Origin of the sequence: Archangium gephyra, assembly GCF_042230915.1 — a bacterium.
Classification (GTDB): domain Bacteria; phylum Myxococcota; class Myxococcia; order Myxococcales; family Myxococcaceae; genus Archangium; species Archangium gephyra_B.
The window spans coordinates 6,974,726-6,988,395 of record NZ_CP102578.1 but is presented as its reverse complement, the minus strand read 5'-3'; the positions used below and the strand labels follow the sequence as shown (position 1 = coordinate 6,988,395).

Sequence of the window (13,670 nt, the reverse complement as noted above, 5' to 3'; positions counted from 1 at the left end):
GCTCGTGGCGAGCCCAGCCTGTGAAAACGAAGAAGCGGGCGGCGCCACCTGGACGCCGTCCGCTCGGTTCAAACGGGATTAAAACAGAAATCCTGTTTTGGGGGCACCCACTGCCCGGGGGTCAGCCGAAGAGGCCGCCGACGAAGCTGGACACCGTGGAGACGGCGGCGCCCACCTGGCTGACGACGGGGATGTTGGTGGCGGCGGCGATGGAGCCCAGGGCGGTGACGCCGGCCGTCACCCGGGAGCCGACGCTGGCATGGGGGTCGCGCAGGGTGTTGACGAAGGCGGCGGTGTCCACCGCGGCGATGGCGACGTTGACACCGGGCACGAAGCGGCCCGCGGCCCTGCCCGCCGCCGCGGCGCCGGCCCTGGCGACGCTCGTGGCGGCGACGCGCGAGGCCACCCGGCCGGCCACGGAGCTGGCGGCGCGGGAAGCCACGTTGGCCGCCGTCTGGGCAACGCGGGCGGACACCCGCGGGGCCACGTTCTGGGCCACCCGGCCCAGGGTGCGCACGGCGTCGCGCGCACCGGGCACGGCCTCGGCGATGTCCCGGACGGAGCTGAGCGTCTCGCGGGTGGAGGTGAGCGCCCGGCCCACGTCCTCGGCACTGCGCGTGCGGAGGGCCTGGCGGATGTCCCGGAATGCGGTGGGGGCCTGGGTGATGGCGTTGCGGACGTTCTGGCCGAGGTTGGCCAGGGTGCCAACGGCCCCGCCGAGCCCGCGGGTGTTGTTGCGCAGGTTGCCCACGGCCTGGCCCACGCGCGACTGCGTGGCGCGGGAGAGCAGGTTCTGGGCGGTGTTGCGCACGCGGGAGGCGCCGAGGCGGTTGGCCACGTTGCCCGCCGCGCCCGCGGCCCGCTGGAACTGCTGGCCCAGGCGCTGGGCCGTCCTCGGGAAGGTGCGCGAGAAGTCGTCGCGGATGTTGCGCAGCGCCGTGCGTGCCTCGCGTCCGGCGGTGACCACGTCCCGGGCGCCCCGCACCGCGTCGAACGTGGAGCGCAGCGCCGTGCCCGCGCTCGAGAGGCTGGGGTCGCGCAAGGCGTTGCGGATGTCGTTGAAGGCGGTGCGCGTCTGACCGGCCGCGGTGCGCACCTGGCTGCCGAGCTCCACCAGCGAGTGGGCGCTGCCCAGGGTGCGCTGGGTAAATCCCGCGGTGCGCCGGAAGGCCTGGGCGGTGGGGTTGTGGGCCACGCTCGAGGCCAGCCGCTGGGCGCTGGAGGCCACGCGGTTCAGCCCGGTGCGCTGCGCCACGTTGGACGCCACGGAGGCGGCGCGCTGGTACGTCTGGGACAGGCGCCCGGCGGTCCTCGGGAAGGTGTTGGCGAAGTCGTTGCGGATGTTGCGCAGGCTGGTGCGGGCCTCGCGGGCCTGGGTCACCACCTCCCCGGCGGAGCGGGCGGTGTCGGTGACGGAGCGCAGGGCCTGGCCGGCGGCCGAGAGGCTGCGGGTCCTGACGGCGTTGCGCACGTCACTCACGGCGGTGCGCGCCTTGCCGGCGAGCTCGCCCACGCCCTGGCCGAACGTCTGGAGGTTCTGGGCGTGGCCGAGGGTGCGCTGGGCGAAGCCGGCGGTGCGCCGCAGCGACTGGGTGACGGGATTGGCGTTGACGCGCGCGGCCACCTGGCCGGCCGTCCGCTGCACCTGCTGCACGCCGCGCTGGGCCGCCCGCTGGATTCCGGCCGGGGCGTGCTGCACCGCATGGGCCGCGCCGCTCACGGCACGTCCCACATTCCGCACGCTCTGACGCGCCGCGGCGGAGACGCGGCCGAGGGCCCCACCCAGCAGGCTCCGGGGCTGGGGCTGGGCACGCGCGGCGGCGGGTCCGCTGTGGGCCCGAGCGAGCTGCCGCGTGGCGGCACTGGCGGTGCGGCCCACCACCCGCTGGGCGACGGCCCGGGCGGGGGTGAAGGTGCTGCGGGCCGTGTTGGCGAGGCGGGCCGTGGGCTTGCTGACGACGGCCGCCGCGATGCGCGCGGGGGCGCCGAGGAGCTGCTGGGGCTTGCGGACGATCCGGCTCAGGAAACTCATGGAGAAATCCTCTCGAAAATCGAGACAGGGGATTATCGGGCCGGCCCCGCCTCCAGGTGCGTCCGTCGTGCACGAATCGTACGCCGTCTGGAGGATGGCCTAGAGTGGGGGCAGATGACGGCTCCCCCCTCCACGCCCCCCGAGACTCCCGAGCCGGCTTCCTCCGAGCGTCCCCGGCTCATCATCAACGGGGAGCCCTTCCGGCCCGAAGCGCTCTGCCAGAGCCTGTCCGAGTCGGTGCTGCTGCGGCTGACCGTCACGAAGGAACCGTATGTTCCGCCCGAGCCGCCCCGCCACGAGCCGCCCCGTCGCGAGCCGCTGCCCGCGCGGGTGGAGGCCCTCCCGACCTGGACCCTGGCGGTGCTCCTCACGCTGCTCGGGTTGGGACTGGCGGCGCTGATCCTCTTCTAGTGCGCGGCCCGGGACGGGCCTGGCTCAGGCCTTCTGGCCCTGCTGGCGATCCTCGCGGGCGGCCATGATCTGCCGGTAGGGGATGACCCGCACCAGCTCCGCGAGCGTGGTCTGCCCGCTGGCGATCTTCTCGAGCGCGTCCTCCACGAGGGTCCGGAAGCCATGGGCCCGCGCGTGGCGGCGCAGCTGCGCGCTGTGGCCCCCCTGGGCGATCAGATCCTGCATCCCCGAGTCCACCACCAGCAGCTCGTAGATGCCGGTGCGCCCCCGGTAGCCGGTGTGGCGGCACTCCTCGCAACCCATGCCCGTCCGGGGCTGGATGCCCTCCAGCAGCGGGCCGAGCAGATCCAGCTGCTTCCGGGTGGGCTCGGCGGGCGCCTCGCACTGGGGGCAGATGCGCCGCACGAGCCGCTGGGCCAGCACCGCGAGCAGCGAGTCCGCGATGTCGGCGTCATCCAACTCCAGGCCGCGCAGCCGGCCCACGGCGCCCACCGCGTCGGCGGTGTGGAGCGTGCCGAGCACCACGTGCCCGGTCGCCGCAGCGTTGAGCGCCATGCTGCCCGTCTCCAGGTCGCGGATCTCCCCCACCAGCATCACGTTCGGATCCTGCCGCAGCAGCGCGCGCAGCAGCATCGCGTGCGACATCTGCGGGCTGACCTCCTTCTGGTTCACCTTGGGGACGTAGTACTCGATGGGGTCCTCGGCGGTGATGATCTTCTTGCGCCCGTCGTTGAGCTGCGCGAGCGCTCCGTAGAGCGTGGTCGTCTTGCCGCTGCCGGTGGGGCCCGTGACGAGGATGAGGCCCTCGGGATTGGAGAGCAGGTTGAGGAACAGCCGCTCCGTGTCCGGGTTCATCCCCAGCTTGCTCACGGGCACGAGCCCCGCGCTCGAGTCGAGCACGCGGATGACCACGTCCTCACCGCCCGGGCTCGGCACCACGCTCACGCGGTAGTCGACGACCTTGTGCTCCTCGCTCCGGGCGATGACGGCGCGGATGCGGCCGTCCTGGGGCCGCCGGTGCTCGGTGATGTCCATCCCGGCGAGAATCTTGATGCGGCTGACCACCTCCTTCACGGACTCCGGATCCATGTCCGTGTAGGCCTGGTGCAGGATGCCGTCGATGCGGTAGCGCAGGTCCACGTCGTCCCGGTAGCTCTCGATGTGGATGTCCGAGGCCTTGCGCTCGAAGGCTCCGGCGAGGAGGTCATCCACGAGCTCGACGGGCGTGGGCGGCTGCCGCGAGGGCGGGCGCTGGTGGATGACGAGATCCGACTTCGTGTGCGCCCCGGCGCCGAAGCCCGTCCGCAGCGCCGACTCGATCTCGTAGCGGTTGAGCTTCACCGGCTGGATGGGCCGCTGCAGGAAGTCGGAGATCCGGAAGCGCAGGGCCTGGTTGTCGGGATCCACCATGCCGATGGGGACGGGCGCGTCGGCCGCCTGCGCGTCGACCTTGCCCAGCACCACCACGGAGTGGCGGCGGCAGAACGGCTCGGGCAGCAGCCGCATGGAGTGGCGATCGAGGGTGTACTGCGAGAGCTCGGAGAAGGTGTCGGACCCCTGGGCCATGCGCGCGGGCATACCACGCCCGGGCCCCGGCGATCGCGATAGGCTGTGTCAGGGCTCGTTCCCAGAAAGCGGGTTCGATATGTGGCGTTCGCCCATATCGTTGAACAGCAACGCCGGGCCCGGCCGGGGGCCCCGGACACCGAGGGGGTTTCCAAGCATGAAGACGCATCGAGTGTTGCTCTCCACCGCCCTGGCGGCGGTGCTGGGGGGCTGCCCTACACCGCCTCCGCAGCAGAATCCGGATCCTCCCGAGGACCCGCCCGTGGACCAGGGGCCCTTCCTGTCCGAGACGCCCCTCTGGACGCTGGAAGCGCCCGAGTCCCTCCGGCTGTCGTGCTTCGGCAACTCCCTCGCGCTCGGGGACGTGAACGGGGACGGGAAGCAGGACCTGGTGGTCGCGGCGCCTCCGTGCACGGGGATGACGGGCAAGGGCTCGCTGGCCATCTACGCCGGCAATGGCTCGTCCTTCTCCGCCGAGCCCGTCGTCGCCGAGGTGGACTGGCAGAACCCCAACCCGTCCGCGAGCGGGCGCAACAGCGTCGTGTTCATCGGCGAGGTGAACGGGGACGGCTTCGCCGACATCCTCATCCGCTCCCAGGCCACGGGGACGCTCGTCTACGCGGGAAAGGCGGACCTCGGGACGGTGCTCCAGGCGCCCCTGTTCCGCGCGCCGTTCCTCGGCGTCCACTACGTGAGCTTCCTCAGCGATCTGAATGGGGATGGGTTGGATGACATCGTCGTCAATCAGGGCTCGACGCGGCGCACGAGCATCTATCGCGCCACCCCCGGCGCGGACGCTCCGTTCACCCTGGTGAAGACGTTCCCGGACCGGGCGACGCGGGTCCTCCGCGCGGGGGACCTCAACGGCGATGGGGCGAAGGATGTGCTGTTCGGGACCGCGGAGGGCTCCAAGCTCTTCCTCGGGTGCAAGACGGAGGAGGCGGGCGTCTGTGAGGGGGGCCTGGCGGTCACTCCCTCCTGGACGGCCCCCGAGCCGGTGCTGGGGTTCTTCCCGGACCAGAACGGGGATGGGCACCGCGAGGTCATCCTCGGTGACCCGGGCCGCGCGGCGGTGCACCTCTTCCAGCCGGAGGGCGGCATCTCGCCCTCGCCCATCTGGCGCATCCTCGGGGATGCCGCCTATCCCGGCTTCAGTCCCACGACGTTCTTCGTGGGGGACCTGGACAAGGACAACAAGGAGACGGAGTTCCTGATGGGAGCGCCGGGGCGCCTGTACGCGTTCTTCCCCAAGCAGGGGCTCTCCTCCGAGGTGCGCCCGGACTGGGCCTGGCCGAAGAGCAACTCGACGGGGTCGCAGTTCCACGGGTACGTGCGCTACGCGCCCGTGGGCGCCGGGGATCTCAACGGGGACGGCTACGCGGACCTCCTCGCCGGGCTGACTCCGCCCTATGACCAGCTCGCCCCGACCACGCCCCTGCGGCCGGGACGGGTGATGGCCTTCACGGGAGGCAAGGTGCCGCCCCTGACGCCCACGCCCTTCCTGCGCTCCCCCACGTCGTGTGGCCTGGCGGGCGGCTCGGGCAAGCCGGACGTGACGGTGGACGCGGACGTCATCTCCCGCACGGCGTATGTCGAGCAGCGCAACTTCGCGGAGACGGCCTGCGAGGTGACGGAGCGCTGCGTGGGCGCGCCCGGAGACCGGCGCCTGCTGCGCTTCAGCGTCTCCATCCCGAACCTGGGCACGGGCTCCGTGAGCATCCCGCCTCCCGACGTGCGGCCGGACCTCTACGAGTTCGACGCGTGCCACCAGCATGATCACCTCGTCGGCTTCGCCAGCTATGAGCTGGTCAGCCCCGAGAACGCGGTGGTGGCGGTGGGCCGCAAGCAGGGCTTCTTCCTGGTGGACCTGACGCCCTACTGTGGGGACGCGGCGGCTCCGTTCATCGCCACCGATGGCTCGCAGGGCATCTCGCCGGGCTGGGCCGACGTGTACGCGGGCGACTACCCGTGCCAGTGGCTGGACATCACGGACGTCGCGGACGGCACGTACACCCTGCGCATCGGCGTGGACAAGAGCGACATCGTCGACGAGGAGGACGTGCACCCCAACTCCGTCGACGTGAAGGTGAAGATCTCCGGCAACACCGTGGAGATCCTCCCGTAGAAGACACGGATGCTCCGGGGGACGTGCACCCCGGAGCACCCGGGACCGCGGCGAGCGCTACGGCGCGGTCGTGCAGCCGCAGCCGCAGCTGTCGAAGAAGGCCGACTGGCCCTCGGGGCAGGTGAACCGGATGACGGCGCACTGATCGGGATCCTGCGAGACGTAGGTCCGGCTCGGATCGTCGTAGTTGCAAGCGTTGGTGAAGCAACCGCAGCCGCAGTCATTGAAGAAGGCCGACTGGCCCTCGGGGCAGGTGAAGAGGATTGCGGGGCACTGGGCGGGGTCGCGGGAGACGTAGGTGTAGCCGGGCTCCTTGCCCGTGCAGTTCTTCTTCTCCGCCCCCTGCTCCTGGCAGATGCCGCCGCAATCGCGGCCTCCCTGGTTGGGATCGCAATCATCGTTGGGGTCGTCCACGCAGGTGAAGCCCTCGTCGCAGGGGATGCCGGCGATGCCACCGCAGAATTCCCCGCCCTGCGCCAGGGCCGCCGTCTGCGTGGAGGCATCGGCGGTAGGACTGCAGGCGGAGCCCAGGAAGGCGATGCCGGCGACCAGTACACAGCAGGGAATAATACGAAGGGACATGTGAACTCTCCTTGGAGAGACAGAAATCGGCACGGAGAGTGCGTTTGTGGGGAGGCGGGCAGGCGTGCCCTCCGCGAGCAGGCTGGAGAGGGTTGTCTGCCGGGTCGGTGAATTTTCCTCGGGCGGCGCTTCGAGGTAGATGGGGCGCGGACATGGCCAGCCGGACGATGAAGCTGAAGCAGAGCACGGGCACCACGGGGAAGGTGAAGCAGGCGACCACGGGCAAGTCTCGCCAGGTGGCGAAGGCGCCCGCGCGGGGTGGAGGGCTTCGCCGGGTGCTGATGCTGGCGTTCCTGGGGCTGGTGGTGTTTGCGTCCTACGAGTACGCGCGCCTGCCGAGCGCGGAGCCGCTGCTGAAGCAGAACCCGAAGACGACGGCGCTGATGGATCAGCGCGCGGAGGAGGCGCGGGAGGCGGGCCAGAAGCCCAGGCGCCGCCAGCAGTGGGTGGGGCTGTCGAGCGTGTCCCGGCACGCGATCGACGCGGTGCTGCTCTCGGAGGACGCGAGCTTCTACCTGCACGAGGGCGTGGACACGAAGGAGCTGGAGAACGCGCTGGAGGACGCGGTGCGCAAGGGGAAGCTGGGGCGGGGCGCGTCGACGATCACCCAGCAGCTGGCGAAGAACCTGTGGCTGTCAACGGACCGGAGCCTGCTGCGCAAGGGCAAGGAGCTGATTCTCGCGCACCGGCTGGAGGAGGCGCTGCCGAAGAACCGGATCCTCACGATCTACATGAACGTGGTGGAGTGGGGGAACGGGGTGTACGGCATCGAAGCGGGAGCGCGGGAGCACTTCGGGGTCTCGGCCTCGCAGCTGACGGCGGCCCAGGGAGCGATCCTGGCGTCGATGCTGCCAGCGCCGCGCAAGAGGTCCCCGGCCTCGGGCTCGAGGGCGCTGAAGAAGCGGGCGCACTGGGTGATCGAGCAGATGGAAGCGGTGAAGCGGCTCAACGCGGAGCAGGCGAGGGCAGCGCACGCGGAGATCGACGAGCTCCTCGGAGGGAAGAAGCCGGAAGAGTCCGAGGAGGAAGCCGAAGGCTGAACGGCTACACTGTGAGGCATGCGTACTCGCCGCCTCGTGAGCCTGGGGCTCGTGATCATCAACCTGGTGCTGGTGGGGTCCTTCCTGCTCCCCGCGGCGGCGGAGACGCCCCCGGAGCGGGTGGTGGCGATCGTGCCGCTGGGCAAGGTGCGGCAAGAGTTCCTGGACAAGGTCCAGCAGGAGCTCCAGTCCCGCATGAAGGCGCGGATCCGCATCGACCCGCCGCGAGAGCTGCCGCAAGAGGCCTGGTACGCCCCGCGCAGCCGGTGGAGGGCGGATCGGCTGCTGGACTGGCTGGACGAGAATCTACCGGAGGGGGCGTGGAAGGTGGTGGCGGTGACGGAGGCGGAGATCTCGGCCACGAAGGGGAACATCCTCGACTGGGGCATCGCGGGGCTGGGGAGCATCGGTGGGCCGAGCTGCGTGGTGTCGGCGCACATCTACAAGAAGCACAGCAAGACGCAGGAGGCGCTGCTGCGCCGGCTGGGAGACTTGGCGGTGCACGAGTTCGGGCACACGCTGGGATTCCCTCACTGTGAGGAGAAGGGCTGCGTGATGGCGGACGCGAAGGGCAAGGCCATCTCGTCCGCGGACGCGAGCTCGGGGCACTACTGCGCGAAGTGCCTCGGGACGCTGTCCGCCGAGGACCGGGCGCTGGTGAAGTAACGGATTCAGGGGGCCAACCGGCGCGCGAAGAACGACAGGATCTCGTCCCGTGCGGCGAGGGTCGGCTCGCCCGCGGCATCGATGAGGTGTGCCGTCACCACGCTGTGCGGGCTGCCGACGACGTTCTTGAAGAACGGCGGGGGCTCGGGGTTCGCCGCCTCATCGGGGAGGACCTTCGCGACGAAGCGGTCTCCGAGCGCGGCGGTGTAGGCCGCGAACCGCTGCGCCGTGCAGAACCGATCCCCCGCGAACCGGTAGCCGAGAACCGTCAGTCCCTCGCGCTCGAGACGTTGCTTCACGCGCTCGAGCTCCTCGGGCGCCATCTGGATTCCCCCGGGATTGTTCAGCGGCAGCGAGGGCTGGCAGAGCACCGGCGCGAGCATGGAGGATTCGAGCATCATGCTGAGCGCGAAGTTGCCGGTGAAGCACATCCCGATGGCACCCACGCCCCGGCCACCGCACTCCTCGTGAGCGAGGTTCGCCAGCGCGCGCAGCCACCGCGTGACAGGGCTCGATTCGTTCGCCGCGAACGCACGAAACTCGGCGCTGACGCACGCGCGCTGGAGCACGGCCGCACCTTCCTCTGCTTTCGGGAAGGCGCCATCGCGCCCGAAGAGCGACGGCATGTACACCGTGAAGCCGGCGTCTCGAACCCAGCGGCTGAAGCGAGCGACGTGAGGGCTGATGCCGGGCATTTCGGCCATGACGATCACCGCCGGACCGGTGCCGGCGACGTAGACGCTCTTGGTGTCGTCGAGCAGGGTGATGGAGCGGCGCTCGAAGTCCTCGAGCGGGTCGTCAGGGGTGGAGCGGTGAGCGGAGGGATTGATCATGAGAAGAGAATGGAGCAGCGGCTCACCAAGGCTCAATTGGCAGGAACGACAATCTCCGGTCTATTCTTGCCAGATGATCACGCACCTGGTCTTCGACGGAGTCGCTGACGGCCCCATGGGCGTTGCCCTCGACATCGTGGGGGCCGCGGAGCGGGTCGTGCGGGCCGGGCTCGTCGCTCTGCCCGAGGGCCGCCTGGCGCCGCGCCAGCGTGTCGTGTCGGTGAATGGGGAGCCTGTCCGCACGGCGTCGGGACGCACGTTCGCGGTGGACGGGGCTCTCGGGCTGCGAGGAATGGGGCCGGGCGACGTCCTGGTGCTGCCGGGGCTCGGGATGGCGACGACGCCCGAGATCGCCGCCGCGCTCGAGCGCCCGGACATCGTGCGTGGCGTGGAGTGGGTGGCGCGCGCGGCCACCAAGGGCGTGCTCGTCGCCGCGTCCTGCTCGGCGACCTTCGTTCTCGCGGCCTCGCGTGTTCTCGATGGCCGGCGGGCGACTACGACCTGGTGGCTGGGCCCGGCGTTCGCCCAGCGCTTTCCGCGCGTGACCCTGAGCTCGGAGCGCATGGTGGTCGAGTCGGGCGGCGTCTTCACCGCGGGCTCCGCCTTCGCGCACGCCGACCTCATGCTCGCGATCCTGGCCCATACCGTGAGCCCCTCGGTCGCGCACATGGTCACCCGGTATCTCGTCCTCGACGAGCGCGCGTCGCAGGCGCGCTACATGGTGTTGAGCCATCTCCGCGGCTCGGACCCGGCCATTCGGAAGCTCGAGTCCTTCGTCACCTCCAACATCGAACGGCAGATCTCCATCCACGAGATGGCTCGTGCCACGGCCACGTCGCCCCGTACGCTCGCGCGAAGGGTCGCGAAGGGGCTGGGGATCACTCCCCAACAGTTCGCACAACGGCTGCGGATCGCCCAGGCGGTACACCTGCTCGAGACCACGCAGCAATCGATTGACGACATCGCGGCCCGTGTCGGTTACGCGGACCCGGCCGCGTTCCGGCGCGTTTTTCGCCGCGAGACCGGGGAGACGCCGCGTGCGCGACGCATGCGCTCGATGCTCCGGGAAGCCGAAGCGCGGGAAGCACCCGCCCGGCTCCGTGGCGTCAAGGCTCCGCCAGCCCCTGCGCGAGCAGCGCGAGCCGGGTAACGATCTGCTCCTCCGAGGGAGGAACGACCGCGCTGATCGAATGCAGCAGGCTGATGCGCAGGCCGTTGTTGCGCAGCCAGGCAATCAGCTCTTCGGCGTTGATGGGATCGGGCCGGACGAGGAACTTCCGGGCGATGGGCACCCGGGACAGGTACAGCGCCTCGAGGGAGGACAGCTCGCCCTCGGGGCCGGCGTAGATGGGCTCGGTGTGTTTGAACCAGGGCTTGATGTCCTCCAGGAGCCACTGGACCCGGGTGCTCTTGAAGCGCTCGAGCTTCAGGAACTCCTCCAGGTGGTTGCGCTCCAGGAGGATGCAGTCGTCGCCCGCGCACCACGCCTCGATGCTGAGGTGATGGGCCAGGAGCCGGTGCTGGCGCCGGCAATACTCGCGGTGGGGATCCATGGACATGTCCGTGCTCTCCTCGTCCTGACCGCTCAGACGGTGGGGGCGCTGGCCGGAGTTTCGAGCCGGGCCCGTGCCTTGTCGCGCAGGCGTACCATCTCCGGCCAGCCCCCGGCAGCCGGAATGAGCGGCTCGCCGATGGAGAGTGTGAACTGGCCGGGGCGCTGCAGGCGCGAGCCCGGACGGAGCAGGCGCCGCGTGCCCTCGAGATGGAGGGGCACCACGGGCCGCCCGGCCTCGACCGCGGCCTTGAAGGCCCCCAGCCGGAACGGCAGCAGCGCGGGCCCCTGGGCGCACGTGCCCTCGGGGAAGATGAGCAGCGAGGTGCCTCGCCGGAGCACTTCCGTGACGTGCGCGGCCCCCTCGACGCCGTGGAGCGTGTCGAAGCGATCCACCGTGAGGTGCCCGGCCCGGCGGACCGCCGCGCCCACCAGGGGCCACGCGCGGACCTCCTGCTTCGCCACCGCGCGGAAATCCACGGGCAGGGCCGCGAGGATGGCCACCGAGTCCACATTGCTGACGTGGTTGGCCACCAGCACCCACGGCCCGGGGCCGCGCAGGTTCTCGAGCCCCTCGACATGCACCGGGCACCCGGCGGCCCGCAGCATCCAGCGCGCGAGCCGGCGCACCAGGCGATCCGTGGGAGGCCCCGGGCGAACCGCCACCAGCCCCAGCCCGAGCAGCAGCGCCGTGCACAGCATCAAGACGGACAGGTACACGGTGTAGAGCGCGGAGCCCACCGCGCCGACCACCCGGCCGCCATGCGCCCGCAGGTGCGCTCCGGCCAGCCGGATGTACTGGACGAGCACCGCGCGCCTGCCTCGCGAGAGCCCACCGCGCACATAGGCCTCGCGGGTGGCGCTCCGGCGGATCTTCCCGCTGGACGTCTTCCGCACCGCCCCGGGAGGGGCCAGCACCACCTCGTCCGGCGGCAGGCCGAGCACCGCCGTCACTTGATCGATGATCGCCGCGCGGAGCCGCTCCCGTGCCTCTTCTGCACGCTCGCGCGTCTCGGCGACGACCACGAGCCGCTCGGTCCCGAGCTGCTCGCTGGGCAGCCCGAAGGCGGCCACGCAGCCCTTGCGGATGCCGGGCAGGTCTCCCACCACCTCCTCGAGCTCCGTGGGGTACAGGTTGCGGCCGGCCTTGATGATGAGGTCCTTGCTCCGCCCGCTGACGTACAGCTCCCCCTCGGCCAGGTAGCCGAGGTCTCCCGAGTCCATCCACCCGTCATGCAGCACGGCGCGGGTGGCCTCGGGGTCGTGGAAGTAGCCCGGCGTCAGCGAGGGCCCGCGGAACTCGATCCGCCCCTCCACGCGCTCTCCGAGCAAGCGGCCCGCGCCGTCCACAATGCGCACCTGATAGCCCGGCAGCGGCCGGCCGCAGGACACGAAGCGCAGCGGGGCGTCTCCCTCCCGAGCGGGCCGGGCCTCGCGATGGCGCGTGAAGTGCTCGCGCTCGATGGCTTCCAGGCGGGGCGGCCGTCCCACCGGCGGGAAGGTGAGGGCGACGCCGACCTCCGCCAGGCCGTACGCCGGGAACATCGTGCCGGGGCGGAAGCCGTGCGGAGCGAAGCGCCGGGTGAAGCGCTCGATCGTCTCCGGGCTCACCGCCTCGGAGCCGTTGAGGGCCACGCGCCAGGAGCCCAGCTCGAGCCCCTCCAGCTCCGCGTCCTCCACCTTCCGGACGCACAGGTCGTAGGCGAAGTTGGGCGCGGCCGAGAGGGTGCCCCGGTGGTGGTGCACGGTGCGCAGCCAGCGCGAGGGGCGCGCGAGGAAGGCCAGGGGCGAGAGGAGCGCGAGCGGAATCCCGTAGTAGAGCGGCATCAGCCAGGAGCCGATGAGGCCCATGTCGTGGTACAGCGGCAGCCAGCTCACCGCGACGTCCTCGGGCTGGATGCGCATCGCCTGGCCGATGGCGCGGATGTTGGCGAGCAAGTGCTCGTGAGTCAGCAGCACACCCTTGGGAGCGCCGGTGCTGCCGGAGGTGTACTGGATGAGCGCGGGGTCCGAGGGCTCCAGGCGCACCGGTGGGGCCACCGCGTCCTTCCAGTCCAGCCCGGCGGGGGTGACGGTGCGCCGCAGGGAGGGCACCCGGGCCTTCAGGAGCGTGCCCACCCGCTTCGCCTCGTCGAAGGTGATGAGCACGCGCGCTCCGGCGTTGCGCAGGATGCCCACCTGCCGCTCGACGTACTCCTCGAGATGATCCATCCGGAAGGGCGGGTAGAGGGGAACCGGGACACCTCCGGCGAGCAGGATGCCGAGGAAGCACGGGAAGAAGGCCCGCTCGGTGCGCAGCATCAGACCCACGGTGTCGCCGTGCTGGAGCCCCTCGTGGAAGAGGGCCGCCGCCACGGCCGAGGCCGAGGCCCATAGCTCGCCGTAATGGAGGGGCTGCTCCGAGCCGTCCTCCTGGCGCAGGAAGAGGTGGGGGCGCTCCGGGTGGTGTTCCGCATGCCAACGCAGCACGTCCGTCAGCAGGCGTGCCGAGTCCGGCGCGGCCATGCCTGGCGTCAGCGGAGCCCGGGGAGGGGAGGGCCTCTCCTCGGAGAGGGCGGGCACCGCCGAGGCGACGGCCCGGGCCAGGTCGCGCGGGGTGGACGCGCTGGCCACGATCGGATCCGGCAGCACCACACCGAAGCGCTGCCCCAGCCGGAGCAATAACTCCACCCGCTCCAGGCTGCCCAGTCCGAGGTCATGATCCAGCGAGTCGTCCAGGCCGATCGCCTCCCCGGCGCGCGGCGGAGCCAGCTCGGCCACGAGCGTCCCGACGACGTCGAGCACGGCGCGCTCGATCGCCTCCGGGCGGACAGGAGTGCCTCGCGGGAGCATGGATGGGTCTCCAGTTGTTTCAACCTGGGGG

General features: G+C 71.1%; 11 protein-coding genes. 5 read left to right on the top strand and 6 right to left on the bottom strand.

Features of this window, described 5'->3' with window-relative positions:
- Positions 1 to 121: 121 nt before the first annotated feature.
- Entirely contained in the window at positions 122 to 2,032 is a 1,911-nt protein-coding gene (locus tag NR798_RS27335; protein WP_375765441.1) for a hypothetical protein, read from the bottom strand.
- Between the two features lie 114 nt (positions 2,033 to 2,146).
- On the opposite strand from NR798_RS27335, the gene NR798_RS27330 reads away from it, so the two are divergent.
- Positions 2,147 to 2,443: a hypothetical protein gene (locus tag NR798_RS27330; RefSeq protein WP_375765440.1), complete on the top strand. Its 297-nt coding sequence runs from the start codon at positions 2,147 to 2,149 to the stop codon at positions 2,441 to 2,443.
- Between the two features lie 24 nt (positions 2,444 to 2,467).
- Here the strand turns inward: NR798_RS27330 and NR798_RS27325 are convergent, their stop codons facing one another.
- Positions 2,468 to 4,009: a GspE/PulE family protein gene (locus NR798_RS27325; RefSeq protein ID WP_375765439.1), complete on the bottom strand. Its 1,542-nt coding sequence runs from the start codon at positions 4,007 to 4,009 to the stop codon at positions 2,468 to 2,470.
- Positions 4,010 to 4,166: 157 nt separating this feature from the next.
- Between NR798_RS27325 and NR798_RS27320 the strand changes: the two genes are divergently transcribed.
- Positions 4,167 to 6,134 (top strand): lysyl oxidase family protein, encoded by a 1,968-nt coding sequence (locus NR798_RS27320; protein ID WP_375765438.1) that lies wholly within the window; start codon positions 4,167 to 4,169, stop codon positions 6,132 to 6,134.
- A gap of 57 nt (positions 6,135 to 6,191) precedes the next feature.
- On the opposite strand, the gene NR798_RS27315 is transcribed toward NR798_RS27320, so the two are convergent.
- Entirely contained in the window at positions 6,192 to 6,716 is a 525-nt protein-coding gene (locus NR798_RS27315; protein WP_375765437.1) for a hypothetical protein, read from the bottom strand.
- A 152-nt stretch (positions 6,717 to 6,868) separates the two neighbouring features.
- On the opposite strand from NR798_RS27315, the gene mtgA reads away from it, so the two are divergent.
- Both mtgA and NR798_RS27305 read left to right on the top strand, forming a co-directional pair.
- Complete coding sequence (gene mtgA / locus NR798_RS27310; protein WP_375765436.1) at positions 6,869 to 7,756, top strand: monofunctional biosynthetic peptidoglycan transglycosylase; 888 nt, start codon at positions 6,869 to 6,871, stop codon at positions 7,754 to 7,756.
- A gap of 18 nt (positions 7,757 to 7,774) precedes the next feature.
- Positions 7,775 to 8,422, top strand: a complete 648-nt coding sequence (locus NR798_RS27305) for a hypothetical protein (protein WP_375765435.1) — start codon at positions 7,775 to 7,777, stop codon at positions 8,420 to 8,422.
- Positions 8,423 to 8,427: 5 nt separating this feature from the next.
- Here NR798_RS27305 and NR798_RS27300 read toward each other — a convergent pair whose 3' ends face one another.
- Entirely contained in the window at positions 8,428 to 9,255 is an 828-nt protein-coding gene (locus tag NR798_RS27300) for a dienelactone hydrolase family protein (protein ID WP_375765434.1), read from the bottom strand.
- Between the two features lie 73 nt (positions 9,256 to 9,328).
- On the opposite strand from NR798_RS27300, the gene NR798_RS27295 reads away from it, so the two are divergent.
- Entirely contained in the window at positions 9,329 to 10,405 is a 1,077-nt protein-coding gene (locus NR798_RS27295) for a GlxA family transcriptional regulator (RefSeq protein ID WP_375765433.1), read from the top strand.
- Here the strand turns inward: NR798_RS27295 and NR798_RS27290 are convergent.
- Together NR798_RS27290 and NR798_RS27285 are read right to left on the bottom strand one after the other, a co-directional pair.
- Positions 10,362 to 10,814: a hypothetical protein gene (locus tag NR798_RS27290; protein ID WP_375765432.1), complete on the bottom strand. Its 453-nt coding sequence runs from the start codon at positions 10,812 to 10,814 to the stop codon at positions 10,362 to 10,364. The genes NR798_RS27295 and NR798_RS27290 overlap by 44 nt on opposite strands.
- A gap of 26 nt (positions 10,815 to 10,840) precedes the next feature.
- Positions 10,841 to 13,639 (bottom strand): AMP-binding protein, encoded by a 2,799-nt coding sequence (locus tag NR798_RS27285; RefSeq protein ID WP_375765431.1) that lies wholly within the window; start codon positions 13,637 to 13,639, stop codon positions 10,841 to 10,843.
- Positions 13,640 to 13,670 lie beyond the last annotated feature (31 nt).

Coding starts and splice junctions, on each gene's coding strand:
- NR798_RS27335 (WP_375765441.1), bottom strand. CDS start 2,032: ATGAGTTTCCTGAGCCGGATCGTCCGCAAGCCCCAGCAGCTCCTCGGC.
- NR798_RS27330 (WP_375765440.1), top strand. CDS start 2,147: ATGACGGCTCCCCCCTCCACGCCCCCCGAGACTCCCGAGCCGGCTTCC.
- NR798_RS27325 (WP_375765439.1), bottom strand. CDS start 4,009: ATGGCCCAGGGGTCCGACACCTTCTCCGAGCTCTCGCAGTACACCCTC.
- NR798_RS27320 (WP_375765438.1), top strand. CDS start 4,167: ATGAAGACGCATCGAGTGTTGCTCTCCACCGCCCTGGCGGCGGTGCTG.
- NR798_RS27315 (WP_375765437.1), bottom strand. CDS start 6,716: ATGTCCCTTCGTATTATTCCCTGCTGTGTACTGGTCGCCGGCATCGCC.
- mtgA (WP_375765436.1), top strand. CDS start 6,869: ATGGCCAGCCGGACGATGAAGCTGAAGCAGAGCACGGGCACCACGGGG.
- NR798_RS27305 (WP_375765435.1), top strand. CDS start 7,775: ATGCGTACTCGCCGCCTCGTGAGCCTGGGGCTCGTGATCATCAACCTG.
- NR798_RS27300 (WP_375765434.1), bottom strand. CDS start 9,255: ATGATCAATCCCTCCGCTCACCGCTCCACCCCTGACGACCCGCTCGAG.
- NR798_RS27295 (WP_375765433.1), top strand. CDS start 9,329: ATGATCACGCACCTGGTCTTCGACGGAGTCGCTGACGGCCCCATGGGC.
- NR798_RS27290 (WP_375765432.1), bottom strand. CDS start 10,814: ATGTCCATGGATCCCCACCGCGAGTATTGCCGGCGCCAGCACCGGCTC.
- NR798_RS27285 (WP_375765431.1), bottom strand. CDS start 13,639: ATGCTCCCGCGAGGCACTCCTGTCCGCCCGGAGGCGATCGAGCGCGCC.